Raw genomic sequence first — 25,861 nt, 5'->3', positions numbered from 1 at the left:
CTATCCGACGATCGGGTGGCTCGACACGAAGGCGAGCAGGTCGTGGCGCGTGATCACGCCGATGGGCTTGCCGTCCTCGACGACCATCAGCGCGTCGCAGTCGCCGAGCGCCTTGGTGGCCGCCGACACCGGTTCGCCGGAACCGATGAGCGGGAACGGCTCTCCCATGTGTGCCGACACCGGGTCGGCGAGGCTGGCACGACCTTCGAAGACCGCGCTGAGCAGGTCGCGCTCGGTGACCGCACCCGCGACCTCGCCGGCCATCACCGGCGGCTCGGCGCCGACGACCGGCATCTGCGAGACGCCGTACTCACGCAGGATCTCGATCGCGTCGCGCAGGGTCTCCTGCGGGTGGGTGTGCACGAGGTCGGGCAGGGCGCCGGTCTTGCCGCGCAACACATCTCCGACGAGGGATTCCTTGGTGTTGGCGTCGAGCGGCGTCCGCAGGAAGCCGTAGCTGCTCATCCACTGGTCGTTGAAGATCTTCGCCATGTAGCCGCGGCCACCGTCGGGCAGCAGCACGACGACGACGGCGTCGGGTCCCTCGCGTTCGGCGACCTGCAGGGCCGCGACCACCGCCATCCCACACGAGCCGCCGACGAGCAGCCCTTCCTCGCGGGCGAGACGCCGGGTCATGTCGAACGAGTCGGCGTCGGAGACCGCGATGATCTCGTCGGGGATGTCCGGGTCGTAGGCCGACGGCCAGAAGTCCTCCCCGACACCCTCGACGAGGTAGGGGCGCCCGGTCCCGCCGGAGTACACCGAACCCTCGGGGTCGACGCCGACGATCTTCACCGAGCCGCCGGACACCTCCTTGAGGTACCGGCCGGTGCCGGTGATGGTGCCGCCGGTGCCGACGCCGGCCACGAAGTGCGTCACCTTGCCGTCGGTGTCGGCCCAGATCTCGGGACCGGTGGTCTCGTAGTGACTCTGCGGACCGGCCGGGTTCGCGTACTGATTGGGCTTCCACGCACCGTCGATCTCGGTGACCAGGCGGTCGGAGACGCTGTAGTAGCTGTCCGGGTGGGACGGCTCCACCGCGGTCGGGCAGACCACGACCTCGGCACCGTAGGCGCGCAGGACGTTGCGCTTGTCCTCGCCGACCTTGTCCGGGCACACGAACACGCACTTGTAGCCGCGCTGCTGGGCGACGAGCGCCAGGCCGACGCCGGTGTTTCCCGACGTCGGTTCCACGATGGTCCCGCCCGGCTTCAGTTCACCCGAGGCCTCCGCCGCGTCGATCATCCGCACGGCGATGCGGTCCTTGCTGCTGCCACCGGGATTGAGGTACTCGACCTTGGCGGCGACCAGGCCCGATCCGGGTGAGGTCACCGAGTTCAGCTTGACCAGCGGGGTGTTGCCCACCAGGTCGACGACGTGATTGGCGATGCGCATGTGTCCATGGTCCCAGAGCCACCGCGAACAGCGACACCCGGCCGCTGCCCGACGTCGGCAGTCGGTTCTACCGCTGGCTGAGCCGACGACGAGCGCAGCGAGGAGTCGTGTCGAAGTCGCCTAAACTGGCACTCGTGTCCGGTTCGAGTCGTCGAGGAATCGTCCCCGCCAGGATCGTGCGCGACGTCGGCGCGACAGCGGCTGCGACCGCGGGCGCGGCCGGCGCCGGCTGGGCCGCCTACAACCTGCTGAACAGTCAGGCCGCCGAGGCCCGCGTGGTGATCCCGCACCGTACCGACAACGCCCCGGACGGCGACGGCGTGTACCGCCCCGACGGCACCAGCGCACGTTTCACCCGGGACACCGTGTACGACCTGTATCTCGTGGTGTTCGGGGACTCGACCGCGGCCGGACTGGGTGCCGAGACCGCGGGCGAGACGCCAGGAGTCCAGATCGCCCGCCGCGTGGCCGCGGAGACCGATCGGGTGGTCCGCTACGCCAACAAGGCCATCGTCGGCGCGACGTCGAAGGGGCTCGCGGCCCAGATCGAGGCCATGTTCGTCCATCACGAGCGACCCGACGTGGCCGTCATCCTCGTCGGCGCCAACGACGTCACCGCCCGCAACAGTCCGCTCCCGTCGGCGCGGCGGCTCGGAGATGCCGTCCACGCACTCGTCGACGAGGGTGCGAAGGTCGTCGTCGGCACCTGCCCGGATTTCGGCGTGGTGACCGCGATCCCCCAGCCCCTGCGAATGGTGTTGCGACGCTGGGCACTCACGCTGGCGGCGGCGCAGCGATCGGCGGTCCGGGCCGCCGGGGGGCGGCCGGTCCCACTGGCCGACCTGCTGACCGAGGAGTTCCTCGCGCGCCCCGAGCACATGCTGTCGCCCGATCGATTCCACCCGTCGGCCGCTGGGTATGAGCTCGCCGCCGACATCCTGGTGCCCGAGGTGCTCGCCTCGATCGGCGAGTGGGGTCCGACGCCGCTGCCCGAACCGCCGAAGGTGTCCGAGGCCGTCGAAGAAACACGGTTCGTCACACGTCTCAGGAGACGTCTGACACACCGGTGACCAGCCACGACTCGGGCTGACCGGCCTCGCGACCAAGCAGATGCTTGGTGGGGTAGTTTCGAGGTATGCCTGAAGCCGTCATCGTCGCCCACGCCCGTTCCCCGATCGGCCGCGCCGCCAAGGGATCCCTCAAAGACATCCGACCCGACGAACTGTCGCGTCAGATGGTCGAAGCCGCGCTCGCCAAGGTGCCGGAGCTCGACCCGGCGCTGATCGAGGACATCCACTGGGGCATCGGCCAGCCCGGCGGACAGGGCGGTTACAACATCGCCCGGGTCATCGCGGTCGAGCTGGGGCATGACCACATCCCGGGCGTCACGGTGAACCGCTACTGCTCGTCGTCGTTGCAGACCACCCGGATGGCGCTGCATGCCATCAAGGCCGGCGAGGCCGACGTCCTCATCTCCGGTGGCGTCGAGAGCGTGTCGAGCTTCGGCATCTCCGGCGGCGCCGACGGCGCACCGAATTCCAAGAACCCGCTGTTCGACGACGCGATGGCCCGCACGGAGAAGGCGGCCGCCGGTGACGCCGGCATCTGGCACGATCCGCGCAAGGACGGGGTCATCCCGGACGTGTACATCGCGATGGGCCAGACCGCCGAGAACGTCGCCTCGTTCACCGGCATCTCGCGCGAGGACCAGGACAAGTGGGGCGTGCTGAGCCAGAACCGCGCCGAAGAAGCCATCAAGTCCGGTTTCTTCGAGCGGGAGATCGACCCGGTCACCCTGCCCGACGGCTCGCTGGTCACCACCGACGACGGCCCCCGCGCGGGCACGACCTACGAGAAGATCTCGCAGCTCAAGCCGGTCTTCCGCCCGGACGGCACGATCACCGCGGGCAACGCGTGCCCGCTCAACGACGGCGCCGCGGCGCTGGTCATCATGAGCGACACCAAGGCGAAGGAGCTTGGCCTCACCCCGCTGGCGCGCGTTGTCGCCACCGCGGCCACCGGCCTGTCGCCGGAGATCATGGGGCTCGGTCCGATCGAGGCGATCCGCAAGGTGCTGCGGGTCTCGGGGATGTCCCTGTCGGACATCGACCTCGTCGAGATCAACGAGGCCTTCGCCGTCCAGGTCCTCGGTTCGGCCCGTGATCTCGGCATCGACCACGACAAGCTCAACGTGTCGGGTGGCGCCATCGCCCTGGGTCACCCGTTCGGGATGACCGGCGCCCGCATCACGACCACCCTGCTCAACAACCTGCAGACCCGCGACAAGACCTTCGGCATCGAGTCGATGTGCGTGGGTGGCGGTCAGGGCATGGCCATGGTGCTGGAGCGCCTCAGCTGATCAGTGCTGGAGCGCCTCAGCTGACCGAGGCCGTCTTCTCGTCGACGCCCCTCGCCGCGTTCGGTCCCTGGATCGCGACGCTGCGGGGGGTCGTTCGTCGGTACACGAACCAGGCGATGACGACGGCGCCGACGATGTAGATCTCGGCGGGGATCGCCCAGACGTTGTTCGTCGCGGTGTTGTCGTGGATGTAGTACTGCGAGATGTGACCGGCGAGGTCTCCCCCGTAGCTGATCGCCAGTGCCCACACGGCGGCGTCGAGCCATCCGCCACGATTGCGCACCCGGTAGCAGAGCACGCCGAGCACGCCCACGGCGATGTCGTTCCACCCCAGCTCCCACTGGAACATGGACGGGATGAAGTCCGGCCCGATGCCCTCGGCGATCTCGGGGGCGTTCGGGCCGACGTGGCCGACCCCGGCGAGGATGCCGAATGCGCCGCCGGGGACGAGTATCCAGAGCAGCACGAGTTCGGCTGCGCGGCCGACGGTGCGTCGTCGCATCGATCGGTCCACCAGTATGTGTACGACGGCGCCGATGATCATCAGCGCCAGCTGGATCAGAAAGAACACCATGTCCGCACGGTAGAACCGCGGTGATGGGGTTGTTCCCGCAAACGCACCGGGTGGCACACTTTGTCGCCAACCGACCCTGACACGACAGTGGCCCCGCACCTGCCGAGGTGCGGGGCCACTGTCACATGACTGACTAGTCGGAGTTGAAGTAGGTCAGCAGACGCAGGATCTCGACGTACAGCCAGACCAGGGTGACGGTCAGGCCGAGTGCCACGCCCCAGGCGGCCCGGTCGGGTGCGCCGGCACGGATCAGGCGATCCGCGGCGTCGAAGTCCAGTAGGAAGCTGAACGCGGCGAGGGCGATGCAGACCAGCGAGAAGATGATGGCGATCGGGCCACCGTCGCGCAGGACTCCGGCCTCACCGGTGAACAGACCGATGACCAGGTTGCCGAGCATCAGGACCAGGACGCCGATCATGCCGGCGAACAGCATGCGGGTGAAGCGCGGCGTCACGCGGATGGCGCCGACCTTGTACACGAACAGCATGCCGAAGAACACACCGAAGGTGCCGAGGACCGCCTGTCCGATCAGCGCACCGGCCGAGGTGTCACCGGCGACCGCCCAGTTCGCGAACACGAACGAGATGGCACCGACGAAGAGGCCCTCGAACGCGGCGTAGGCCAGCACGATGGCCGGGTTGTCCTGCTTGCGACCGAAGCTCGCCACGAGGACGAGCACGAGACCGGCGATGGCGCCGACCAGCATCAGCGGCGTGGCGAGAGCTGCCTGGGCGGCCTCGGTGGCGCGGCTGCTGATCGCGAAGTACGTGGCGGCGGCGGCCAGCGTCAGCACTCCGAGGGTGATCGCGGTCTTGGTGACGACGTCGTCGATCGTGAGCTGACGAGTGGCCGGCGGTGCCGGCTGGGTGTAGGGGTCAGTGGCCTGACCGAACTGGTTGGCCGCGGCGCCGGCGCCGGCCATGCCGGCCCCGAAACCCGCGTATCCGGATTGATTGTCGCGGACCACGCCGCGCATCACCGGATTGCTGCTTTCTCGCACGAAGCGCTCCTTCATCGGTACGGATGTCTGCCGTCTCAACGTCGGGCCGTTTCTGAGAGTTCCCTGGCGAGAGCTCGCAACGACCGAGTCGATGTCGACTTTACCGACTCTTGACCCTTCTGTCGTCAGACAACCGCCACCGGGTCAGTTCACCCGGTCGCGCAGCGACCTCAACCGGCGGCCCACTGCGGTCTGATCGATGCCGCCGTCGGTCGCGAGCGAGGCCCGGCCCAGGCACATGGCGGTGAGCATGGCTTCCGCACGCGCGAAGTCGTCGCCCCAGGCGAGACCCGGTTTGGCGAGCATCAGCGACGCGATTCCGTGGGCGGCGGCCCAGAACTCGAGAACGATGTCGGCGATCTCGGCGTGATCGAACACGCCTCCGTCGGCCAGCTCGGTGACGGTTCCGGCGAACCGGGAGTACGCACTGGCGGCGAGTACCTCGTCGACCTTCGACGGATGCCCTTCGGGAGTGGGTTTGCCGAACGCCACCCGGTAGAGCACGGGCGTGGCGACGGCGAAGCGGACATAGGCCATCCCCTGGCCCAGCGCTCGTTCGAAGGCGTCGTCGACGCCTTCCGACGCGGCGGCCATCTCGTCGTCGAGACGCTCGAAGTAGCGGGCGCACACCGCGTCGAGCAGGGCTTCCTTGTCGGCGAAGTGCAGGTAGATCGACGGCGGTGTGACCCCCACGCGGTTGGCGACCGCGCGAATCGACATCGCGGTGTCGTCGCCGTTCTCGACCAGCAACTCACCGGCGGCCTCGATGATCTCCTCCGCGAGGATCTCTCCGGACCCGCGCGGTGATCTCGCTCGTCTACGTGTCGTCACTGCACTCCAGCACCTGTCCCGCCGCCGTTCATCCGTCGTATGACGTATTCGGTGTCAGACCCTCGTCGGCGCAGTGTCCGGCGCCGCTTTCTCGGGACGCCCGACCTCCGGGGCCTCCTCGGACAATCCGATCCGATCGTGTAGCCGTCGCAGCGGACCCGGCGCCCACCAGTTGGCCCGCCCGGCCAGCCGCATGAAGGCGGGGACCAGGAACATGCGGATGATCGTCGCGTCCATCAGGACCGCCAGGGTGAGACCGACCCCGAACATCCGCATGAACGACACCTCCGACGCCGCGATGGCGGCGAAGACGATGCTCATCAGCAGGGCCGCGGCCGTGATGACCCGGCCGGTCCGGGCCAAGCCCAGCGCCACCGCGTGGTCGCTGGCCGCGCGCGTCCGGTCCGATCGCAACCACTCCTCGCGGATCCGTCCCAACAGGAACACCTCGTAGTCCATCGACAGACCGAACGCCACGCAGAACAGCAGCACCGGCATGGTCGCGCTGAGGGTGCCCGTGGCGGTGGTCCCCAAACCTCCGAGGTGCCCCTCCTGGAAGAACCAGACCATCGCGCCGAACGTCGCCGACAGCGACAGGATGTTGAGGACGAGCGCCTTCAGCGGCAACACGACGCTCCCGGTGAACAGGAACAGCAGCACGAACGTCGCGATCGCGATGAGGCCGAGCACCCAGGGCAGATGCGCGTAGATCGACCCGACGGTGTCGTCGGTGGCGGCGGCGAGCCCGCTGAACAGGGTCTCCGTTCCCGCCGGCGGTGGCACCGCCCGCAGCTCGTCGAGCTGGGCGATCCCCGACTCACTCATCGGGTCGCGGTCGGTCGACACCTGCAGGACGTGTACGTCGCCCCGGGTGTCGTCCGGGCTGCCGGGCGCGGCCGGCGCACCCCGGACGAACGTCCCGGCCGACGACCCTACGGAGTTGACATCTCCGACCGTCGACAGGGCGCGGGTGTAGCCCGCCAGGGTCGCATCGTCCACCGGCCCCCGCACGACGACGGTGACCGCTGCGGACAGGTCGTCCTCGTAGTCGTCTCGGATCTCCTGCTGGATCGCGTGGGCGCTCGCCGACTCGGGGAGCACCCGGTCGTCGGGGAACCCCAGCTTCATCGACAGGAACGGCGCACCGAGTACCAGTAGGAAGACCGTGACGACCGCGGCGACCGGCAAGGCGTGGCGCAGCACCCACTGGACGAGCCGGTACCACCAGGTGTCCTCGGGTTCGACGGGCCGCGCCGGCGGCAGCCGAAGCAGGCGCCGGAGTGGCTTCCGGGCGTCGAACGCGTCGATGCGATCACCGAGGAGCATGAGCACGGCCGGCGTGAGGACGAGTGCCGACACCGCGGCCACCGCCACGACGCCGAGACCCGCGAACGCGAAGCTGCGCAGGAAGTACTGCGGGAACAGCACGAGCGCGCTGAGCGACAGGGCGACGGTCACCGCGGAGAAGGCGACCGTCCGCCCGGCCGTGGCCAGGGTTCGGACGATCGCGTCGGGCCGGCTCAGACCGTGTCCGACCTCTTCCCGGTAGCGCGTCAGGATCAGCAGCGTGTAGTCGATCGCGAGCGCGAGACCCAGTGCGGTGGTGAGGTTGAGCGCGAAGACCGAGACGTCGGTGACCGATCCGATCGCGCGGAGCAGCGCGAAGGTGAGGATGATCGAGACGATGCCGATGCCGACCGGGACGGCCGCCGCGAGCAGTCCGCCGAAGATGAAGATCAACACGATGAACGTGATCGGGATCGCGATGGCCTCGGCGACGAGGAGATCGGACGCGGTCTGATCGTTGACCTGCGCGAAGACCATTCCTTGACCGCCGACCTGCACGGTGATCCCGTCGCGGTCACCGGCCAGGGCCGCGGCGATCTCCTCGGCGTGCCCCGGCGCCGAATCCTCGCCACCGTCGAGCGAGGCGATGATCAAAGTCGACGTCCGGTCGCGACTGACGAGCGCGGAGTCGAGCGCCGGATTGGCCCACACTGAGAGGATCTGGTCCTGCACGTACTGATTGCGATTCAGGTCGGCGACGATGTCCTCACCGACCGCTCGGGCCGTCGGGTCGCGGGAGATGTCGACTCCGTCGGGACCGTCCAGTTTGAGCACGACCTGGACCCCGCCGCGGTTGAACGTCTCGTCGAGAGTTCTCTCGGCCCGCGCCGACCCCGAGTTCGGATCGCTGTACCCTCCGGCCAGCAGATGTTCGGCCGCGGTCGCGCCGTACGCGCCGCACACCACCAGCAGGATGAGTGCGCCCAGCAGCACTCGTTTGGGCATGGATATGACCAGCCGTGTCAATCTGACCAGCATGCGGACCCCTGTCGCGTCGGTCGACTTTACGGCGTTAAGTTATCAGCAGTAATTTAGGTGGTCAAGGACGATTCCGAGACGTGCGGCATGCCGAGTCCGCGTCGGACCGTTCGCAGTTCGCGCTCGATCACCGTCGACTCCGATCCGAGCAGTCCGGTCGCGCGCGCGATCTCGCGCAGCCTGACGGCGGGCCGCGCGACGTCGACGAGATGGTGCAACGGCGTCCGGCGCAAACCCATCCGCCGGGCGACCGGGCGCTCGACCCATCGTGTGCTGATGGCCGAGAACGACGACATGAGCAGGGGTCTGGTGATCGCATCCACCGCGGAGACCAGCAACCCTGGCACCGGAATCGGAGCGGCCCCGTGCACGACGCGCGGAAGGTCGTACCCCTCGCGAAGCAGCGCCTTGATCAGCACCTTCGACGAATCGTCGGGCCGCAGCTCGAATTCGCCTGCGATACGGAACAATTCGCTCGACGACTCGTAACTCGGCGGCAGGAGGTCGTCGTCGACCCCGATGACCCAGCCGATCCAGCGCCACAGATGTGTGATCGCCTCACATTCCGCACTGCTGTAGTGGATCCCGAAATCCCGTGCGACGACGAGAGGGAGAGCCAGGAAGCCGCACGAGATGGTCATCACCGCATACGTCTGGTTGATGGGTGCGCCCCACTCCCCTTCGTCCCAGCCCCCGGCGTCGTCCGTCGGATCGCCGCCGGGCGGGTGCCGCAGGACGTCGCGAATGTAGGCGTGTAGCAGCCGAATACGAAGCGTCGCAGCCCAACCGGGACGGCCCGGGAGCATCGATCCGGGCGTGGTCGCCTCGGCGACCCAGCGGGCCGTCGACTCGACCCGATCACGTGTCCCCGATCCCAGCCGGCCGGTGGCCACCAGCGGACGGACGAACCCCTGCGCCTTGAATCCGTAGATCAGCGATTGATACAGCGTCGACGACTGCAACGTCCCGAACCGCCACCAGGCGCGGGCGCCGGCCTCTGCCCAGGCCGGGTCGAACCACGGAGGTGGGGTGCTCGCGACCTGCAACAGATGCGTCATCGAGGCGGGCATCTCGAGGTGTTCGACATCGGTCTCCTCCTCGGCGGAGGTGTGCTCTTCCAAGAGCGCGACCAGTGTGGAGAAGGAGATTCCGCGTTCTCTGGCCTCGACGATCACCGCGTCGGCGAGCGGATCACCCTGCGTCAGACCCGCCTCGAGGCGCTCGACGATGGCGGGATGCCGCTCTCGGACGGCCTCCCAATTGCGTGCCCCGGTCACCGCTGCCGCGTCCATGCCCCATGATCACCCCGGCGACTGGGCCGGTCAAGGACGGCTGACTCCCAGACGTCGACTCGACTGCCAGACCTCGACCGAAGTCTGGCGGTCGAGTTGACGTCTGTCGGTGGCAGCGCCGGACGAATTCGGACACGCTGCCGCGGCTGACTATGCTCACCGTGGGGACCGTCGTCGAGCGGACCCTTCGCCCCCATAGCCCAATTGGCAGAGGCAGCCGACTTAAAATCGGCACAGTGTCGGTTCGAGTCCGACTGGGGGCACCCCTGACCAGGCAGTTATGGCCTAATGGCGATCAGCTACCCGCTGTCGGTGTCACGAGTTGTCACATCTCGTCCGAAACTGCTCGCAGCGGCCTTCAACGCGTCGTCTTGGGAGTGTGCGTAGGTCGCCAGCGTGAACGCCGCGGAGGCGTGGCCCATCCAGGCGGCGATGACCGCGATCGGGACACCCCGGAGGTGCATGAGGGTGGCGCACGAGTGCCGTGCATCGTGCAGCCGCACGTGAGGGATCTTCAACGTTTCCAGGAGTTTTCCCCACCGGAAGGTGAGCAGGTTTGGGTGGTAAGGCTCGCCGGCTTCGTCGCACGCGACGTACCTCCCCGATCCGTACGACTCCCCCAGGGCCATCCGCTCCTGCAGTTGCTGTTTACGTGCAGCCCTCAGTACTTCCACCACCTCGTCGGGTAGGGGCAGTGTCCGCTGTGATCGTTTTGACTTGGGTGTGCCGGCGACGATCTCGCGGCCGACAGCGACACGGTTCTCGGCGACCGTGATCGTCTTCGCGCCGAGATCGACGTTGTCCCATCGGAGACCCGCGATCTCGCCGCGCCGCAGGCCGTACAGCGCGAGCGTCCACAGGTGTCGGTCCCGGCATTCGTGGTCGAGGATGCGGAACATCTGCGCCTGGGTGAGGGTCTTCATCTCGGGGCGCTCGGCGGGGATACGGTCGACGAGTCTGGCGACGTTGCGCACTACGTGACCTTGCCGCTGCTGGTCCTCGAGCACCGCAGTGAGTAGGCCGAGCATGTGGTTGACCGATCGAGCGGACCACTTCTTCCGGCCTTCGACCTTTCCAGCCCGCAGGCGGCCGACGAGAGTGTCAATGTCGCGCTTTGTCAGCTGCTGGATGAGGGTGTCGCCGAGCTCGTCGCGGACGGGCGCCAGTCCGGTTGTGTGACTGCGCTTCGTCGATGGTTTCAGTCGATGCTTCGCGGCCAGCCACCCATCAACAGCCTGAGCAACAGTGAGTTTCGACGCGTGGATATACGTCCCGGCGGCGACCGACGCCTGCACGGATGACAGCTCCGCACGGGCCTCCGCTTCGGTGGTGAACCGTCTCCGGATCTGCTTCCGTCGCCCGTCGACGATGCCGGCGTCCACAGTCACCTGGTACCGGGTCACACCTTTGCCTGTTCGCCTGTCACGAACGGTTAGCTTGCGGATCTGTGGGGGCAGTTGCTGGCGCGCCATGGTTTGTTACCTCAGTTCTCGGTCAACCGCTCGATGCGTTCCCTGACTGCCAGTGGTAGCCGGGCGACGTCCACGCGATATCCGTCCTTGATGAGTTCGGCCGCTTGATATGCGACTTCACCCGTCAGGAACATGACGCTCCGGTGAGCGGCATCTAGGTCAGACTCCGCGCCTGTGCCAGTCGCAGCAGTCCGTCTCAGGTTGGCCCACTCCAGCTGCCCGATGAGCTCGACAAGGTTTCTCGCCCGCGCAGTCAGCGTGTCGTTTACATCCGGGTGCCGAACCTGGCCATCGGGTAGAAGTTCAACCTCACCAGATAGCCACTGCACAGCCTGGATCGATTTGACTGTCAGCTCCGGGAGGACGGCGACCTCACCGTCGGGCAGATCTGGGTACAGGAGTTCCGCGGGAGGAACTTTCAGCGCCGCGGCCAGTACCAGAAACTCCGCAAGCTGGAGGACGCGCCGATGCCCAGAGTCCATCTTGGCGATCGCCGAAGTGGGAACTCGGTAGCCGAGCTCGGCAGTTCGATCTGACAGCCATTGCGCAGATTTGTTGCCACGCAACAGTTTTAGGCGACTACCCACTCGCTTGACGGTTGCAACGTCCCACTCGTCGCTCGACTCAATGTTTCCCATGAGGACAAATTGTAGGCGAGATTTTGCGTGTCCCCTTGCATCCGCGCGTATGTCAGTGCATTCTTGCGTATGAGGACGGATAGAAGTCCTCATTCTTCTCCACACGAAAGGTTGCTAGGATGCCGAACCGCTTACTGAAGCCCGCGGAGGCGTTTGAACGCCTCGGAGTCGCCAACACCAAGGGCTACCAGTTGCTCAAGACCGGGACGCTGCGCTCGGTGAAGATCGGCCGAAACCGTCGCATTCCCGAAGACGCGATTGATGAGTTCATCGCCAACGCGCTCAGGGCATCTCAGCCGTCCCGGCCGGAATCGGGCGCAGCGTGATGCGGTACGCCGATCTGGAAGCGCACCAGGACCTTGGCCTCGGAGCCGATGAACTAGATGTGCGTCGGTTCACGCGCGTATGTGAGCGACAGCCCGTAGCCCCGCCAGGTTCGGCCGGCGGCACGAGCACCTTCCGGAGTAGCGACTTCTCCGGCGCCGACGTCCTCAGGGCTGAGGCTCTGGATCGTCTGGAGGGCCGTATCGCCCGCGCTTGGGCGGTGTGGGAAGGCCTGCGTGAGGGCGCATCCCGCACGAATCTGGCGGCGTTCATCCACAGCATGGAGGACCGCGCCGACCAGTTGAAAGAAGACCTCAACCGAGGAAACACAGCGCCCCCGACGACCGACTCCGCCAAGAACCGGGTCATCGAGGGTGAATCCGCCACTCACAAGGAGAAGTAGATGAGCACCACAATAGTGCACGACCCCGACAGGACGCGAGTGCCTGTCGATCCTGCGGCGGACATGCTCCGCGCGCTGCTCGCCGGCATTCAGCCCCAGACCATCGACGACCTTCTCGATGTCGCCAGTCTCGTCGGCGATGTCGACGGCGGGCACGTCACCGCCCAGACGATCGGCGGTGCATGGTGAGCGATCCAGATTGGGAAGTGCGGGCAGTGAAGGTCGTCGAGTTCGACGCCATCCGCGAGTTCGTCCGCATCAAGTTCGACGGCCAGGACCCCACCTACCAGTTCCGCGGCGGCGAACTGTGGAAGGCAGCCTGCTTCATCAGCGTGTTCGACGACGGCCGCGTGCACCTCGTCGTGGAGAAACACCTCACGCCCCGGCAACAGAGCATCGTGGCCGGTCTCGCCGAGGAGTACTGGCGCGCCGGCCCGCAGCGTTGCCAGCGCGAGCAGTGGCGCCGCCGACGACGCAGCTCGAACCGAAAGGTCGGGTCACGGGTCGCACAGTTCTGGGTGGTCGCCGACCAGAACGAACCGGGATACGCGGCGGCACAAGCGGACTACGCGCTCGCCGCGGTCACTGACCGGGCGTCCCTCAGCTCGACCAGCGGCCAGTACTTGGCCGGGACTCGGCAACTCGAGAGCGCCTGACCGTGACCCACGAGATCGACTGGCAGCCGGTGCACCGCTTCGTGCACCGGCTGCTGGCCGGCGTCGACCACACCGGGCTACCCCTCGCCGGCACCCGGGGATGGCAGGCGCTCGACGACACCGACCCCCGCAAGCTCGCCGCGGTCCTCTGCGCCGGCTCTCGGTGGTGCCTTGAGGAACAGATCGCCGAGCTGCACGCCCGACGAGACGCACAGAAAGCGGCCGCAGTTGAGATCGCCGCGGCCGCGGACTGGTCAGCGGTCGCACGCCGCATCCGAGACAGAGACAACGCCCTGCGCAGCGGCGCACACATCGAACGGAAAGCATCGTGAAAGACGACATCAGCTCCCCGAAGAGGTGGAGAGCCACCGATCTCAAGCCCGCGGAGCAACCCCGCTGGTTGGCCAAGGGGCGGCTACCGCGTGCGGCGATCTCGTTGCTGGTCGGAGACGAGGGCATAGGCAAGTCCCTGCTGTGGGTGTGGCTCGTCGCTGCGATCACCACCGGGCGCGCGCTGCCAGAGTTCGGAATCCCCGCCCGCACACCTGAAAGCGTGTTGCTGGTCGTGACCGAGGACGACTGGACGACGACCGTGCTGCCCCGACTCGAAGTCGCCGGGGTCAACCTGGGCATGGTCGAAGTGATCTGCGCCGAGGACGACGGGTCAGGCGCCCCGGTCTTCCCACGAGATCTGCACCTTGTCGTGGACGCGGAGCCGCGGCCGGCGCTGGTCGTCGTCGATGCCTGGCTCGACACTGTGACAGCAGGGTTGTCGGTGAAGGACCCGCAGCAGGCTCGCCGAGCACTGCATCCGTGGAAGGAGGTTGCCACCGTCACCGACGCGGCGGTCTTGCTGCTGACCCACACCAACCGGGTCGACTCGGGTAACGCGCGCGACAAGTACGGCGCCACCGGTGAGCTCCGCAAGAAGGCCCGCTTGACCCTGTTCGCGCAACAGGACGACGACGGTCATCTGGTCGTCGGCGTGGAGAAGTCGAACACCACCAAGGCATTGCCCGCGACGATGTTCACCGTCGATCCGATCCAGCACTTTGATGCGACCGACGACCACGACGGCTCGGTGCCCTTGTTGCGCTACATCGGCGAGTCCGACCGCACAGCCAGAGACCACATCGCGGACCAGTTCGAGGGTGACCACGGAGATGACCGTCAGGAGCGTCACGACGCTGTTGCGTGGCTGCGTGAGTACCTGGAGATCGAGGGTCCCGCCGTGCGGTCGGCGGACGCCAAGCGCGAGGCGAAGAAGGCCGGCATCTCGGAACGCACCCTGCAGCGCGCTCGCAAGAAGCTCTGTGTGGTCATCGGTTACACGGGGCAGCCCCCGGTGTCGACATGGTCGCTACCAGACCAGGGTCCCGGCGTGATCGACGGCGAAGTGATCCCGACCGTCGCGCCACCCGATACCCATATCGGTGGCACAGCTGGCACAGCTGGCACAACCGCAGGTCACGACGCTATGCCACCTACCCAGAATGACCGTTGTGCCACACCCAGAGATACGGGTACACAGGTGGCACAACAGGCCCCGCGCCCCTCCGTCGTGGACTCGCCTGCACCGCCAGTTGTGAACACCCCCGGCCGTGCTCCGGGGCAGTGGTTGGGGTCGGGCAAGCCGGTGGAGCTACCCAAGCCGACATGTGCTCAATGGCTTCGTGGACACGTCCTGGCACTGATGGCCGACGAGGTCGAGACCGTCGAGTCCCGAGATCTGTTCGCCGCCGGAGAAGCTGCCGGGTACAACATCGACAACCTGCGTCGCTGTGTAATGAACTGCGACTTGATCGCCACCGTCGGCCGGACCGGACACGGCGCTACATATCGCCTCGGCGCGGGGAGTACCAGCACTGTCGTGCCCTGCCCGCAATGGCTCGACGGGTGGCTCCGCGAACACGGGGACTGGATCAAGGCAGCCGACGCTTTCGCGGCCGGAGAGCAGGCCGGCTACGAACGCACCACCATCAAGTCGGCAGCCAAACGGATCGGCGTCCTCAAGCGCGGCCAGTCCGTGCTGACCGAGTGGCGGTTCAACCCCGACTACGACGCCAGGGAGTCAGCGTGACCGAGATCAAGCCGTTGAAGTTCGGTCTCACCGCTGTCTACATCCCTCGGGAAGCACCGCCACCACGCAGGCCCTACTGCGGTGCCCCCACCAAGACCGGCGACGAGTGCCGCAACCGCGTATCCGAGTGGGGAGCGCTCTGCTCCGTCCACGAAGCCGACTACCCATGGTGACCCTCGACGAACAGGAATCAGTGATGCCCGCCCACGTCTGCCAGAAGTGTTCAGGCCCGTGCCGAGTCCACGCCGGTAGCGCCCACGGTTGGACCTGCCGAGCGTGCTTGCAGGACTACATAGATCGGCAACCCGACGCGTCTCCGCAACGGATCAACACGGTTGCCCGCCAAGCCCAACCGATCGAAGAGACCCGAACCCCCGCAAGAAAGAAGGAACGACGCCCATGGGCCTGAACGAACAACAGATCCAGAGATCCACCAGCTCGATGCTCGAAATCCTGGTCGCCGTCAAACAGATGCACCACGGCAACGCGCAAGCTGTCCGCTACCTCCTCGAGACCAGCGACACCGATCCCGTCGACCTGGCGACGGCGGGCGTCATCATCGCGGAGATGGCCTTGGCCTACGACGAAGACGAAGTCGGGGAGGCCGTGTTCGATCTACGGATCGACCAGCTTCGCACCGCGGTCCTGAGGATCGGACAGGAGGGGAAAGAGGATGCCTGACGAGATCGGCCGGCACGTCGGCCACCGCGACGACCCCCGCGGAGTCCTGGCGTTCGACCACCTGCCCGACGACCTTCAGAAGGCCGAGGACGCTACTGCGCTCGCCGACCGGGACACCTTCCCCGACAAACGCCGCCACGGCGGGTTGTGGTTGCGCCCGTACGTCGACCGGCCCGCCACCGACACCGAACGCACCCTGCTCGCCCACCTGGGTTACGAGGTGCCCGACCTACTGACGACCCGCATCCGCAACACCGGTATGCGGCACCGGTCCTGGCCCCAGATCCCGGACACACTGCCCACCAACGAAGGAGAAAACAATGGCTGACACAAACGATCCCGGCACCACCACCGATCCCGAGGCCGGCACCCCACCCGCCGCCGACGACGGCCAGCAGCAGCAACCCGATCCGGATGGTCAACAGCAGCAGGACGGCAACCCGAATGCTGAGGCTGCCCGGTATCGCACCCAGTTGCGTGCTGCCGAGGCCGAACGCGACGCACTCGCCGAACGGTTGACCGGCTACCAGCGTCGCGCCGCCGAGGCCGCAATCGCTGACATCCTCGACGAGCCGGGAGATCTCTTCGACATCGGTGGGGTCGACCTGGCCGACTACCTCGACGACAACGGCGACATCAACCACACCGACCTTCAGGGCGCGGCCGCCGCTCTTGTCGACCAGCGCCCGAAGCTCGGAAAGAACTACGCCCGCTTCGGGTCCGGGCTGCCACAACACCACAACTGGGGGCAAGGCGGGGCTGTCCCACCGCAACCCGACACCACCAGCTGGTCTGACGTCCTCAAGACCTAGTCGGGTATCCTTGGAGGTGACGGTCCCGGAAGAGGGTAGGACCCGCCGGACCGTCACCGCCAGGGCCTGAGGCCCAACCGACGGCTCCAGGTGAGCAACGGAATCGAAACCCGTTCTGCCGCACAACTATTGTGCGCTCACCACATAGGAGCATTCTGTGGCTACCACCACTACCACCCACGGCCCGATCCTCACCCCCGAGCAGATCGCCACCCTCATCATCAAACCCCTCGTCGCGAACTCCGTTGCCGGTCAGGCACTCACCGAAGTCACCACCGGCAGCCACGACTACCGAATCCCGATCGTCGCCGCCGACCCCTCCGCGTCCTGGGTTGCCGAAGGCGGTGAAATCCCCGTCACCGACTCCGATGTCGACGAAGTGACCGTCACCCCCAAGAAGCTCGCCGGCCTCTCGGTCATCACCAAAGAGCTCGCCGACGACTCCACTCCCGACGCGCAGAAAGCCGTGGGCGACGGACTGGTCCGCGACCTCACCCGCAAACTCGACCAGGCGCTGTTCTCGTCGACACCGATCACCAACGGCCCCGCCGTCACCCTCGGCCAGCTGTCCGGTATCTCCACCATCAGCGCCGGTAGCTCGTTCTCGTCGATCGACCCGTTCTCCGACGCGCAGTTCGCCGCCGCCGACGCACACGCCACCATCGACACCTGGGTGACCTCGCCCACCACTGCCGCTGCCCTGGCCAAGTTGAAGAAGGCCAGCGGCTCCCTCGAACCCCTTCTGGGGAACGACGTCACCGTTGCCGGTCGGCGCACCATCCTCGGCGCACCGATCCTCGCGTCCCCGGCCGCACCCAACAACGTGGTGTGGGGAATCCCGCGGTCCTTCGCCTACCTGGTGATCCGCACCGGCACCGAGGTCGAGACGGACAAATCTGTTTTCTTCACCTCCGATCGGATCGCGGTGCGCGCCAAGGTTCGCGCGGCGTTCGGGTTCCCGCACCCGGCGGCCATCGTCAAGATCTCCACCACCGCCTGACATGGCCCGCAAGACGACCTCGGGTTCAAGGGATACAGGTGCCCTTGAAGACCCGGAGTTGGTGACCATCCAGACCACCGAGCCGCACGCGGTCTACATACACGGCGAACAACAGACCGGCCTCATCCCCGACGTGCCGTTCGACATCGCTGTCGACTGGATGCGCCGCGGCTGGGTCGCCTACTCCATCCACCAGCCCTAGACACAGACCAGGCGGTGCCGGCGTCAAACCGGCTTCACGAACTCCTTGTCACGGCAAGGGCGGGCCACGACCACACCTCCGTGTGCGAGCCCGTCCTGCGCCGCACCGCCACCCCCAACCACACAGACCAGGACCGACCATGCCCAAAGCACCACGACGATGCCAAGGCCGACAAGGCAACTGCGGCAACCTCATCCGCAACAGCAACTACTGCCCCGACTGCACACGCGAGAAGGCGTGGTCAGGCAAACGGACCCACAGTGGGCACATCACCGGCACCGCACAGTGGAAGCGCGTCCGCCTCGAAGCACTCGGCCGCGACGGCTATCAGTGCAAGATCGAAGGTCCGGCTTGCATCGGTCACGCGACCCAGGTCGATCACATCGTCAACGTCGCGGCCGGCGGCGCACTCTTCGATCTCAACAACCTCCAATCAGCCTGCGCGCCCTGCAACGCCCGCAAAGCTCAGCAAGAGTCCGTCGCCTCCCGCACCGCGACACGACGACGCGCACGCCACCCCGGCAGCTACGAACAGTCGCCCGGCACCCTATGACCCAGGGGCACCACCGGTTCCCGCGGGCCACGGGCCCAACGTCGCGTAGCTCTGCTAAATCCGATCTGCCCGGTTCCCAGGAATTGAGACCCGTACGGAGGTTCGAGTGGCTAAGAATGGTTTCTGGCCGGGTCGGGCCCCGGTGACCTGCGATAACTGTGGTGGTCCGACGCCGAAGCAGTATCGTGCTGGGCGGCGTCGTCGGTGGTGTTCTGAGGCGTGCCGGCTCAAGGCCTACAGACGGTCGAGGGCCGCGAGTCCGGAATCCCCAGACCTGTACTAGAAGGCAGCCACAGAGCCTAGCGACGGAGAACGTCGCCCCGGGGGGAAGGGGTTGCCCCCATGGGTTCTCACTGGGCTTTGATGAACTCTCGGACGTCGTTCGGCCAGCTCCACGCGTAGTCGGTCCACCCTTCGGGCTGGTTCTCCCATCTGGTTCCGACTGGGCCGACGGGGCATTGGGTGTCGATGAGCAGGGTTCGTGTCTCGGTGTCCATGCGGTTGTCTTCGGCGGCGGACTTGAGGGTCGCGCGTTGTTCGTCGCTGCGCCGTTCCCACCACTTGGTTAGGTGCTTGTCGAATACAGACATCAGGCGTCACCTCGGAGCTTGATGAGCTCGGATTCGAGCGACTGGATCGCCAGGTACATCTTCTCGGCCACGGCCTGTGACTCTTTGCCGTAGCTGACCGAGGCGTCGAAGATGCTGGCTGACAGCGGTAGGTGATCGGGGCGTGGTCCTCGGAATGCGTGTGCTGGTGACTGGTTGGGGTCGGGCCCGTAGTGCCGCACAGAGATGTCCATACCAGCGGACCCTACTCAACAGATCGGACAGACCATGCTGAAACCCGACCTCGTTGTCACGACGTTGTCACAAGTGCTGACGAATCAGGGCGAATCCCAACGAACGAAGGCGAAGGAATCGGCCTGATCACAGGCAGTTTCGCGTATGCCAGCGAATGACAATGAACGCAGTTGACCGGACTTAAAATCGGCACAGTGTCGGTTCGAGTCCGACTGGGGGCACTTCCGGCCGGGCATTCTCGCCGTTTCGGGTCGCCACCTCCGGCGGCGCGTCCAAGTTCTTCGACCCGATCCGCGTCGATCAAACGCATGGCCGTTCAGCCGAATACGTACGTGGACACCGCTTCGATCCCCGCGGTTACATGACTGCCGGTGGTACCGAACGACTCTCGGGACCTCCGGGGCGGCATCGCTCATTTCGAGATCATCCCGAACGTGAGGTGACCACCATGCCGAAGCACACCATCGAGGATCTGATCGCGCTGATCCCACCACCGGTGGCACGGCCGGCGACGGTCGACTGGGCGCTCATCGAACAGCGACTCGGATTCCGGTTGCCGACCGACTACAAGGCACTCGCCGACACGTACGGACCGGGAGTCTTCTGCGACGACTTCCTCGTGTGGACCGGTCTCCCCTGGCCCGACGCGTCGATCGAGGAGGCGGGGCGCCACGCGGTGGCCGACCTCGAGCCACTTCTCGAGGACTTGAGCATCGTGACGTGGGCGCATGACGACGGCACCGACACGGCCGTCGACCTGTCCGGCGATTCGTTGTTCGGGTGGGGACGTTCCACCGACGGCGACTCGGGATACTGGCACCGGACGGGCGACGACCCCGACGGGTGGCCGGTCCTGGTCACCGACGGCGTCATGGTCTGCGACTACCACCGCGGCGGTCTGGTCTCGTACCTGTACGACTTCTGGACCGGCGGCTTTCCGAATCGTCAGGTCTTCGCCGACCGCGAAGCACCGGAACGGCTGAGCTTCGAGCAGGTGACCGTCGACTCCTGAGCGGGCGGGGACCCGTCCGCGCCGAGCATGAACAGACGGGCCCGCGGGCTCGGCTCACCTACCGGGCCCGCGGATCCCCTCGACCACGAGATCCAGAAGACGCTGCGACTCAACGCAATTACGGCCCAAAGCGATCATGTTCGCGAGAGTGAAGAGTTCGTCGACGGTGAGATCGGCTCGGATTCCACCGGACCGCTGGGCGGCGCCGAGGATGTCCCCGCCGGCCACGCGGAGGTCGGCGCAACTGGTGTAGAGCGTGCTCTCGGGGTCGCCCGCCGACGCGATGATGATCTCGGGCAGACCCTGGTACGCCCCGACGTGGCGCGCGAGCGCCCGGACCCACTCGACGAGACGCTCGCCGGGGTCCCGCTGCTCGTCATCGGCGCGCGCAGACTCCACGAGGGCGGTGGTGTCCTGTCGCATCGCGGCCGCGACGAGCGCCTCGCGAGAGGGGAAGTGGCGGTACAACGTGCCGGCGCCGACGCCGGCACGTTTGGCGATGTCATCGAGCGACGTGTCGATTCCCGACTCACGAAATGCCTCGGCCGCCGTGGCAACGACTTTGTCGTAGTTGCGTCGAGCATCGGCTCGCATCGGTTTCGCCGGCGCGGATGCGCTGGTCATGACACCTCCCGAAGAAAACACTTGTAACCGGAGAGCATCTCCGCTTCAATAATCGGAGACAGTCTCCAATTGGAGACACTCTCCTGTTCGACCTTACCCGCCCGGGAGGCCCTGATGTTCCAGACCACCGATCGCGTCGCTTCCGCGGCAGGTTCCGACACCGCAGGGTCGACGATCGACCGCCGCACCTGGATCGGACTGGTCGTCGTGGTGGCGAGCCAGCTGATGGTGATCCTCGACGGCACGATCGTCACCGTCGCGCTCCCCCGCATCCGCGACGACCTGGGTTTCAGCGAGGTGTCTCGGTCGTGGGTGATGAACGCCTACGTGCTGGCGGTGGGTGGCCTGCTGCTGCTCGGCGGCCGCTTGGGCGACCTGATCGGACGGCGTCGCGCGCTGCTCTACGGCATCGCCCTGTTCACCGCGGCCTCGCTCCTCGGCGGACTCGCCACCAGCGCGTGGATGCTTCTCATCGCTCGCGTCCTGCAGGGCGTGGGAGCCGCGCTCGCCGCGCCCACCGCCCTGGGACTGATCGTCGCCAACTTTCCGCCCGGTCCCGATCGCGCCCGGGCCATCAGCTGGTTCTCCCTGGGTGCCGCCTCGGGCGGAGCGCTCGGCCTGCTGCTGGGCGGCGTACTCACCGAACAGCTGTCGTGGCACTGGGTGATGCTGGTCAACGTCCCGATCGGGGTGGCGATCCTCATCGCCGCACCGTTCACCGTCGATGAGACACCCCGGCAGCCCGGTCACCTGGGTCTCTGGGACACCCTGCTGTCCGCGGCGGGCGTCGCGGCGGTGGTCTTCGGCTTCATCCGCGCCTCCGAGGTCTCCTGGGCCGACCCGGTGACCATCGCTTCTCTCGCCGTCGGCGCATCGACGCTCGCGGCGTTCGCGATCAGACAGCGTCGTACGAGCCATCCCCTGCTGCCGCCCCGATTGGTGAACTCCGCGCGCAGGGCCGCGCCCTTCGTGGTGATGTTGCTCTTGCCCGGCGCGATGATGGGCATGTTCACCTTCATGACCCTGCACCTGCAGGACGTGATGGGTTACAGCGTCGTCGCGTCCGGGTTCGCGTTCCTGCCGTTCATGGTTCTCAACATCGGATTGACGGTCACCGGGATCACCGCCCGTCTCGTCGCGCGCTTCGGTGCGGCTGCGGTGTTGATGGCGGGATTGTCCCTGGCGATCGCCGGGCTCGTGTGGTTGTCGTTCGTTGGGCCCGACTCCACCTTCGCCGCAGCGATTCTGGCGCCCTCGATGATCATGGGTGCGGGAATCGGCCTGTCCGTGGTGCCGGCGAACGTCCTGATCGTGGACAACTCGCCCGCAGCCGACGCCGGCGCCGCCTCGGGCCTGATGCAGGCGCTGTTGCAGGTCGGTGGCGCGCTCGGACTCGCCACGCTGATGACCGTGTTCGGCCCACTCCAACGTAGCGATCCGTCCGGAACTGCCACCGGCACAACGATTCTGGTCGGTTCGTCGTTCGCGATGGTCGCCCTGCTCCTGCTCGTGGTCGCCTACCGGCCGCGGCGTGCCGCGGCCGTGTGACCCAACGCGACGACATACGTCACGACGTCGGCGCCCGTGCACCCCTCCGAGTCGATCCGCGTGCATCCCCCGAGCCCGCTGATGATGTACTCGGTGTCATGTCCACTCGGGTTGTCCTGCTCGCCGACTCCTCCGTCGCCCTGCTCACCCTCGGTATCTCGGTGTACTCGATCGCGGTCCTGGTGTGCCTCGGGATCGCGATCAACGCGGCCCGGTTCGGACGCAGACGGGTCGCGATCACGATGGCCTGGGTCGTCGGTGTACTGACCGTGGCCGGTGTCATCATCGCCATCCTGAGCAGCACCGCCGGCGGTTAACCCTCCGGCCGCAACTCCGCGCGTTGCCGATCGATGAATTGCGCGGCAAGCCGATTCGTGAGGCCGGGCGCCAATCGCTGGACGCGCCAGGTGATCCGGGATCGACGCGGGACGACCAGCAGTGGTTGATTCCGCTCGATGGCGGCGAGCGTGTCCCGGGCGAGGCGGTCGGCGTCGTACGCGGTCGACGAACCCTGACTCGCCAGATAATAAGAGCGACCGACGAATCCGCCGACCGATCCCTTGTCCAGGATCGGGGTCTCCACTGCCGAGGGACACACCGCCAGCACGTTCACCCCGCGGCCCGCGGCCTCGGTACGTAGTGCGAGCGACAGCCCCACGACCGCATGTTTGGTCATCACGTAGCTCGTGATCAGTCCGGCGGCGACGAGCCCGGCCATCGACGCCGTGTTGACGATGTGTCCGGAACGCTGCTCGATCATCACCGGGTACGCGGCCGCGACCCCGTGCACGACGCCCCGGATGTTGACGTCGATGATCGCGTCCCATTGTTCCGGCGTCAGCATCTCGGTCGGACCACCCCAGGTGATCCCGGCGTTGTTGAACATCAGATCCAGGCGCCCCCACTCGGCGACGACCTCGTCGACCACCCGCTGCACAGCGGCGGCATCCGTCACATCCAGTTGCACCGCCCGTGCGGTGCCCGGCCCACCGGACAAGGAGTCCGTCACCCGCTGCGCCGCGGGTAGGTCGATGTCCGCGCAGGTGACGTGGGCTCCCCGGGTCACCAGCGCGCGCGTGAGCGCGGCCCCGATACCGGACCCGCCCCCGGTCACGATCGCGATCCTGCCCCCGACATCTGCTCCGCGCGTCTTCCCGAATTTCAGCACGAACAGAGCATGACCGATCCCGTTCCGGCGGGGTGCGCTTTGTGCGAACCGGGTCTTGACATCCTCACAGGCCGCTCTTAGTGTTGCTGCCATCACAAATTGAAACGTTTTAATTCGCCGGGTTGATCCTCTCTCGACGGTCTGCGTTTCCCATCACGTCGTTTGTCAGGAGCAGCCATGTCCGATACCCAGCGCGTCTGCTTCGTGCTCCAGCTCCGCCCGGAGCGCGTCGAGGACTACCTCGACGCCCACACGGAGGTGTGGCCGGAGATGCTCGACGCCCTGCGCGAGACCGGGTGGCGCAACTACTCGTTGTTCCTCCGCAAGGACGACGGCATGGTCGTGGGTTACCTCGAGACCGACGACTTCGCGACGACCGCCGCCGCCATGGAGGCAACGGACGTCAACGCCCGGTGGCAGGCGCACATGTCCGAGTACTTCCTCCCGGCCACCGGCGGAGACGCCGACGGCGCCAATCCCGACACCATCCGTACCGAACTCCTCGAGTACTTCCACCTCGACTGACCGACATCGAACACACGACGCGTACTGACGGGCACACCGACATCAGCGAACCCGGCTTGACCCCTCCGATCCCGACCCTCTCTACTGATCTCCGACGCTAGGAATCCCATGAAAGTAGGAGCGCGCTCCACCACCGGCTGGCGGGCGACCATCTCGGTTGCCATGTCGAACTACATCGAAGCCGGCTCGATCATCGCGATCGCCACCAGCCTGACCTTCTGGCAGGACGAGTTCGGCATCAGCAACTTCGCCGTCGGCCTGTTGGCCGCACTGAGCGCCAACGCGTTCGGCGCGGCGGTCGGTGCCGCCATCGGCGGACCGCTGTGCGACCGCTACGGCCGCAAGGCGATCTACACCTACGACCTGCTGGTCTACATGGCCGGCGTGTTGCTCGCCGCCTTCGCGCTCAACTTCACCATGCTGCTGGCGGCGTTCATCATCACCGGCCTCGCGGTCGGCGCGGGCGTACCCGCGTCCTGGACCTACATCGCCGAAGAGGCGCCATCGGTCGAACGCGCCAAACACGTCGGCACCGCCCAGCTCGCCTGGTCGGTCGGACCCCTGATCGGCTTCGCACTGGCGGCCGCGCTCGCCCCGATGGGCCTGCTGGGTTCGCGGATCATCTTCCTGCACCTCTTCGTCGTCGCCGCGGTCGTCTGGTGGATTCGCCAAGGGCTCGCGGAGTCCAAGATCTGGTCCGACGAGGCGGTCAACGAGACCCGTGAGCTCACCGCTTCCGTCGGCGCCCGCGGAATCAAGGGCCTGTTCTCCAAGAAGGTCAACATCACCGCACTACTCCTGCTCGGTGGCATCTACCTCTTCTGGAACACCGTGGCCGGACAGGCCGGCATCTTCATGCCGCGTGTCTACGAGACCGCGGGCGTCGAGAGCGCGGTCCAGCAGAACCTGCTGCAGGTGCTGGTCTGGGGATGCACCGTCCTCGCGACCTACTTCGGCTTCATGCGATATGCCGACCGGGTCTCCCAGCGCGCCCTGTACGTCTTCGGCGCCGCATTGGGCATCGTCGCCTGGATCGTGCTGGTCGCCTTCACCGACAGCGGTGTCGCCACGATGCTCGTCTTCGCGGTCCTGTGGGGCATCTCCTCGGGCATCGGCGCGCAGGCGTTCTACAGCCTCTGGGCCAGCGAGATGTTCGCGACGCCCTATCGGGCCAGCGCCCAGGGCGTCATGTTCTTCGCCGTCCGCACCGCAACCGGTCTGTTGAGCTACTTCTTCCCCACCATGCTCGCGGCCACCGGACTCACCACGGTCGGCATCCTGCTGGTCGCACTGCTCACCGTCGCGCTGATCATCGGCGCCATCGCGGCTCCGGACACCCAGGGCAAGACGCTGCAGCAGATCGAGGTCGAGCGCTACGGCGCTCCGCTGTCACCCGAGCTCATCGAGACACCGGCATCCGCCGCGCACCCGACCCCGGGCACCAACCCGGCCGCGGAGTCGGGACACAAAGCCCCGGCCTGACACCACGGGCCTGATCGCGCCGTGCACGATTGAAACGTTCCACCAGTTCGACTGTTCCACTCAGACCTCCCCGCCGCCGGCTGACCCCGACGCCGGCGGCGG

At 66.8% G+C, this 25,861-nt stretch carries 32 protein-coding genes and 1 tRNA gene; 21 read left to right on the top strand and 12 right to left on the bottom strand.

The features are described from left to right. Complete coding sequence (locus AC3B5T_RS14710) at nucleotides 1-1,395, bottom strand: cystathionine beta-synthase (protein WP_055474900.1); 1,395 nt, start codon at nucleotides 1,393-1,395, stop codon at nucleotides 1-3. A gap of 134 nt (nucleotides 1,396-1,529) precedes the next feature. On the opposite strand from AC3B5T_RS14710, the gene AC3B5T_RS14705 reads away from it, so the two are divergent. Continuing rightward, nucleotides 1,530-2,465, top strand: a complete 936-nt coding sequence (locus AC3B5T_RS14705) for an SGNH/GDSL hydrolase family protein (RefSeq protein ID WP_488357632.1) — start codon at nucleotides 1,530-1,532, stop codon at nucleotides 2,463-2,465. 65 nt (nucleotides 2,466-2,530) lie between these two features. Then, the gene (locus AC3B5T_RS14700) at nucleotides 2,531-3,754 is read left to right on the top strand and encodes an acetyl-CoA C-acetyltransferase (RefSeq protein ID WP_055474902.1); all 1,224 of its coding nucleotides are present in this window, start codon (nucleotides 2,531-2,533) and stop codon (nucleotides 3,752-3,754) included. A 16-nt stretch (nucleotides 3,755-3,770) separates the two neighbouring features. Here the strand turns inward: AC3B5T_RS14700 and AC3B5T_RS14695 are convergent, their stop codons facing one another. The 5 genes from AC3B5T_RS14695 to AC3B5T_RS14675 all read right to left on the bottom strand — a co-directional run bounded on the left by AC3B5T_RS14695 (nucleotide 3,771) and on the right by AC3B5T_RS14675 (nucleotide 9,776). Next, complete coding sequence (locus tag AC3B5T_RS14695) at nucleotides 3,771-4,328, bottom strand: DUF6790 family protein (RefSeq protein ID WP_055474903.1); 558 nt, start codon at nucleotides 4,326-4,328, stop codon at nucleotides 3,771-3,773. A gap of 133 nt (nucleotides 4,329-4,461) precedes the next feature. Next, on the bottom strand, nucleotides 4,462-5,328 hold the full coding sequence (locus tag AC3B5T_RS14690; protein WP_055474978.1) for a Bax inhibitor-1/YccA family protein: 867 nt from the start codon (nucleotides 5,326-5,328) through the stop codon (nucleotides 4,462-4,464). A gap of 144 nt (nucleotides 5,329-5,472) precedes the next feature. Further along, entirely contained in the window at nucleotides 5,473-6,159 is a 687-nt protein-coding gene (locus AC3B5T_RS14685; RefSeq protein WP_055474904.1) for a TetR/AcrR family transcriptional regulator, read from the bottom strand. 54 nt (nucleotides 6,160-6,213) lie between these two features. Next, nucleotides 6,214-8,484, bottom strand: coding sequence for an MMPL family transporter (locus AC3B5T_RS14680; protein WP_055474905.1), 2,271 nt, complete (start codon nucleotides 8,482-8,484; stop codon nucleotides 6,214-6,216). Between the two features lie 53 nt (nucleotides 8,485-8,537). Continuing rightward, nucleotides 8,538-9,776 carry an oxygenase MpaB family protein gene (locus tag AC3B5T_RS14675; protein ID WP_055474906.1) on the bottom strand — a complete coding sequence of 413 codons (1,239 nt, stop codon included), beginning with the start codon at nucleotides 9,774-9,776 and terminating at the stop codon, nucleotides 8,538-8,540. 189 nt (nucleotides 9,777-9,965) lie between these two features. On the opposite strand from AC3B5T_RS14675, the gene AC3B5T_RS14670 reads away from it, so the two are divergent. Then, a tRNA-Leu gene (locus AC3B5T_RS14670) sits at nucleotides 9,966-10,039 on the top strand. A gap of 36 nt (nucleotides 10,040-10,075) precedes the next feature. On the opposite strand, the gene AC3B5T_RS14665 is transcribed toward AC3B5T_RS14670, so the two are convergent. Together AC3B5T_RS14665 and AC3B5T_RS14660 are read right to left on the bottom strand one after the other, a co-directional pair. Then, nucleotides 10,076-11,248, bottom strand: coding sequence for a site-specific integrase (locus tag AC3B5T_RS14665; protein WP_055474907.1), 1,173 nt, complete (start codon nucleotides 11,246-11,248; stop codon nucleotides 10,076-10,078). 11 nt (nucleotides 11,249-11,259) lie between these two features. Next, complete coding sequence (locus AC3B5T_RS14660; protein WP_156354156.1) at nucleotides 11,260-11,886, bottom strand: hypothetical protein; 627 nt, start codon at nucleotides 11,884-11,886, stop codon at nucleotides 11,260-11,262. A 119-nt stretch (nucleotides 11,887-12,005) separates the two neighbouring features. Between AC3B5T_RS14660 and AC3B5T_RS14655 the strand changes: the two genes are divergently transcribed. From AC3B5T_RS14655 to AC3B5T_RS14595, 13 genes are all read left to right on the top strand, one after another. Beyond that, a complete protein-coding gene (locus tag AC3B5T_RS14655) occupies nucleotides 12,006-12,212 on the top strand; it encodes an excisionase family DNA-binding protein (protein WP_055474909.1) in 207 nt (68 codons plus the stop codon). After that, the gene (locus tag AC3B5T_RS14650; protein WP_156354158.1) at nucleotides 12,212-12,613 is read left to right on the top strand and encodes a hypothetical protein; all 402 of its coding nucleotides are present in this window, start codon (nucleotides 12,212-12,214) and stop codon (nucleotides 12,611-12,613) included. The genes AC3B5T_RS14655 and AC3B5T_RS14650 overlap by 1 nt, the downstream gene beginning before the upstream one ends. Further along, nucleotides 12,614-12,802: a hypothetical protein gene (locus AC3B5T_RS14645; RefSeq protein WP_156354160.1), complete on the top strand. Its 189-nt coding sequence runs from the start codon at nucleotides 12,614-12,616 to the stop codon at nucleotides 12,800-12,802. It abuts the gene before it with no gap. Beyond that, nucleotides 12,796-13,269 carry a hypothetical protein gene (locus tag AC3B5T_RS14640; RefSeq protein WP_197282741.1) on the top strand — a complete coding sequence of 158 codons (474 nt, stop codon included), beginning with the start codon at nucleotides 12,796-12,798 and terminating at the stop codon, nucleotides 13,267-13,269. The genes AC3B5T_RS14645 and AC3B5T_RS14640 overlap by 7 nt, the downstream gene beginning before the upstream one ends. A 2-nt stretch (nucleotides 13,270-13,271) precedes the next feature. Then, nucleotides 13,272-13,601: a DUF2742 domain-containing protein gene (locus tag AC3B5T_RS14635; RefSeq protein WP_055474912.1), complete on the top strand. Its 330-nt coding sequence runs from the start codon at nucleotides 13,272-13,274 to the stop codon at nucleotides 13,599-13,601. Then, on the top strand, nucleotides 13,598-15,349 hold the full coding sequence (locus AC3B5T_RS14630) for an AAA family ATPase (RefSeq protein WP_231632649.1): 1,752 nt from the start codon (nucleotides 13,598-13,600) through the stop codon (nucleotides 15,347-15,349). The genes AC3B5T_RS14635 and AC3B5T_RS14630 overlap by 4 nt, the downstream gene beginning before the upstream one ends. Continuing rightward, nucleotides 15,346-15,522 carry a hypothetical protein gene (locus AC3B5T_RS14625; protein ID WP_156354167.1) on the top strand — a complete coding sequence of 59 codons (177 nt, stop codon included), beginning with the start codon at nucleotides 15,346-15,348 and terminating at the stop codon, nucleotides 15,520-15,522. The genes AC3B5T_RS14630 and AC3B5T_RS14625 overlap by 4 nt, the downstream gene beginning before the upstream one ends. A 226-nt stretch (nucleotides 15,523-15,748) precedes the next feature. After that, on the top strand, nucleotides 15,749-16,030 hold the full coding sequence (locus AC3B5T_RS14620) for a hypothetical protein (RefSeq protein ID WP_055474913.1): 282 nt from the start codon (nucleotides 15,749-15,751) through the stop codon (nucleotides 16,028-16,030). Then, complete coding sequence (locus tag AC3B5T_RS14615; RefSeq protein ID WP_055474914.1) at nucleotides 16,023-16,358, top strand: hypothetical protein; 336 nt, start codon at nucleotides 16,023-16,025, stop codon at nucleotides 16,356-16,358. The genes AC3B5T_RS14620 and AC3B5T_RS14615 overlap by 8 nt, the downstream gene beginning before the upstream one ends. Then, a complete protein-coding gene (locus tag AC3B5T_RS14610) occupies nucleotides 16,351-16,842 on the top strand; it encodes a hypothetical protein (protein ID WP_055474915.1) in 492 nt (163 codons plus the stop codon). The genes AC3B5T_RS14615 and AC3B5T_RS14610 overlap by 8 nt, the downstream gene beginning before the upstream one ends. A gap of 157 nt (nucleotides 16,843-16,999) precedes the next feature. Then, on the top strand, nucleotides 17,000-17,842 hold the full coding sequence (locus AC3B5T_RS14605; RefSeq protein WP_055474916.1) for a phage major capsid protein: 843 nt from the start codon (nucleotides 17,000-17,002) through the stop codon (nucleotides 17,840-17,842). 61 nt (nucleotides 17,843-17,903) lie between these two features. Then, nucleotides 17,904-18,044, top strand: coding sequence for a hypothetical protein (locus AC3B5T_RS14600; protein ID WP_156354169.1), 141 nt, complete (start codon nucleotides 17,904-17,906; stop codon nucleotides 18,042-18,044). A 139-nt stretch (nucleotides 18,045-18,183) separates the two neighbouring features. Further along, nucleotides 18,184-18,597, top strand: coding sequence for an HNH endonuclease (locus AC3B5T_RS14595; RefSeq protein ID WP_084817205.1), 414 nt, complete (start codon nucleotides 18,184-18,186; stop codon nucleotides 18,595-18,597). A gap of 350 nt (nucleotides 18,598-18,947) precedes the next feature. On the opposite strand, the gene AC3B5T_RS14590 is transcribed toward AC3B5T_RS14595, so the two are convergent. Next, nucleotides 18,948-19,187 carry a hypothetical protein gene (locus tag AC3B5T_RS14590; RefSeq protein WP_055474918.1) on the bottom strand — a complete coding sequence of 80 codons (240 nt, stop codon included), beginning with the start codon at nucleotides 19,185-19,187 and terminating at the stop codon, nucleotides 18,948-18,950. Further along, nucleotides 19,187-19,399 (bottom strand): hypothetical protein, encoded by a 213-nt coding sequence (locus AC3B5T_RS14585; protein WP_055474919.1) that lies wholly within the window; start codon nucleotides 19,397-19,399, stop codon nucleotides 19,187-19,189. The genes AC3B5T_RS14590 and AC3B5T_RS14585 overlap by 1 nt, the downstream gene beginning before the upstream one ends. 449 nt (nucleotides 19,400-19,848) lie before the next feature. Here AC3B5T_RS14585 and AC3B5T_RS14580 point away from each other — a divergent pair, with 449 nt between their 5' ends. After that, entirely contained in the window at nucleotides 19,849-20,412 is a 564-nt protein-coding gene (locus tag AC3B5T_RS14580; RefSeq protein WP_055474979.1) for an SMI1/KNR4 family protein, read from the top strand. 54 nt (nucleotides 20,413-20,466) lie between these two features. Here AC3B5T_RS14580 and AC3B5T_RS14575 read toward each other — a convergent pair whose 3' ends face one another. Next, the gene (locus AC3B5T_RS14575; protein ID WP_055474920.1) at nucleotides 20,467-21,036 is read right to left on the bottom strand and encodes a TetR/AcrR family transcriptional regulator; all 570 of its coding nucleotides are present in this window, start codon (nucleotides 21,034-21,036) and stop codon (nucleotides 20,467-20,469) included. A 114-nt stretch (nucleotides 21,037-21,150) separates the two neighbouring features. Between AC3B5T_RS14575 and AC3B5T_RS14570 the strand changes: the two genes are divergently transcribed. Then, nucleotides 21,151-22,584 carry an MFS transporter gene (locus AC3B5T_RS14570; RefSeq protein ID WP_068972359.1) on the top strand — a complete coding sequence of 478 codons (1,434 nt, stop codon included), beginning with the start codon at nucleotides 21,151-21,153 and terminating at the stop codon, nucleotides 22,582-22,584. 98 nt (nucleotides 22,585-22,682) lie between these two features. After that, a complete protein-coding gene (locus AC3B5T_RS14565) occupies nucleotides 22,683-22,901 on the top strand; it encodes a hypothetical protein (RefSeq protein WP_004020299.1) in 219 nt (72 codons plus the stop codon). On the opposite strand, the gene AC3B5T_RS14560 is transcribed toward AC3B5T_RS14565, so the two are convergent. Continuing rightward, the gene (locus AC3B5T_RS14560; RefSeq protein ID WP_055474922.1) at nucleotides 22,898-23,752 is read right to left on the bottom strand and encodes an SDR family NAD(P)-dependent oxidoreductase; all 855 of its coding nucleotides are present in this window, start codon (nucleotides 23,750-23,752) and stop codon (nucleotides 22,898-22,900) included. The two genes, AC3B5T_RS14565 and AC3B5T_RS14560, sit on opposite strands and share 4 nt — an antisense overlap. A gap of 177 nt (nucleotides 23,753-23,929) precedes the next feature. Between AC3B5T_RS14560 and AC3B5T_RS14555 the strand changes: the two genes are divergently transcribed. Both AC3B5T_RS14555 and AC3B5T_RS14550 read left to right on the top strand, forming a co-directional pair. Continuing rightward, the gene (locus tag AC3B5T_RS14555) at nucleotides 23,930-24,277 is read left to right on the top strand and encodes an L-rhamnose mutarotase (RefSeq protein WP_055474923.1); all 348 of its coding nucleotides are present in this window, start codon (nucleotides 23,930-23,932) and stop codon (nucleotides 24,275-24,277) included. Nucleotides 24,278-24,385: 108 nt separating this feature from the next. After that, the gene (locus AC3B5T_RS14550; protein WP_055474924.1) at nucleotides 24,386-25,759 is read left to right on the top strand and encodes an MFS transporter; all 1,374 of its coding nucleotides are present in this window, start codon (nucleotides 24,386-24,388) and stop codon (nucleotides 25,757-25,759) included. Nucleotides 25,760-25,861: the final 102 nt, after the last annotated feature.

The sequence above is a fragment of the Gordonia sp. G4 genome, from assembly GCF_057770005.1.
The sequence above is the reverse complement of the archived record's forward strand: the minus strand, read 5'-3'. Positions and strand labels throughout refer to the sequence as shown.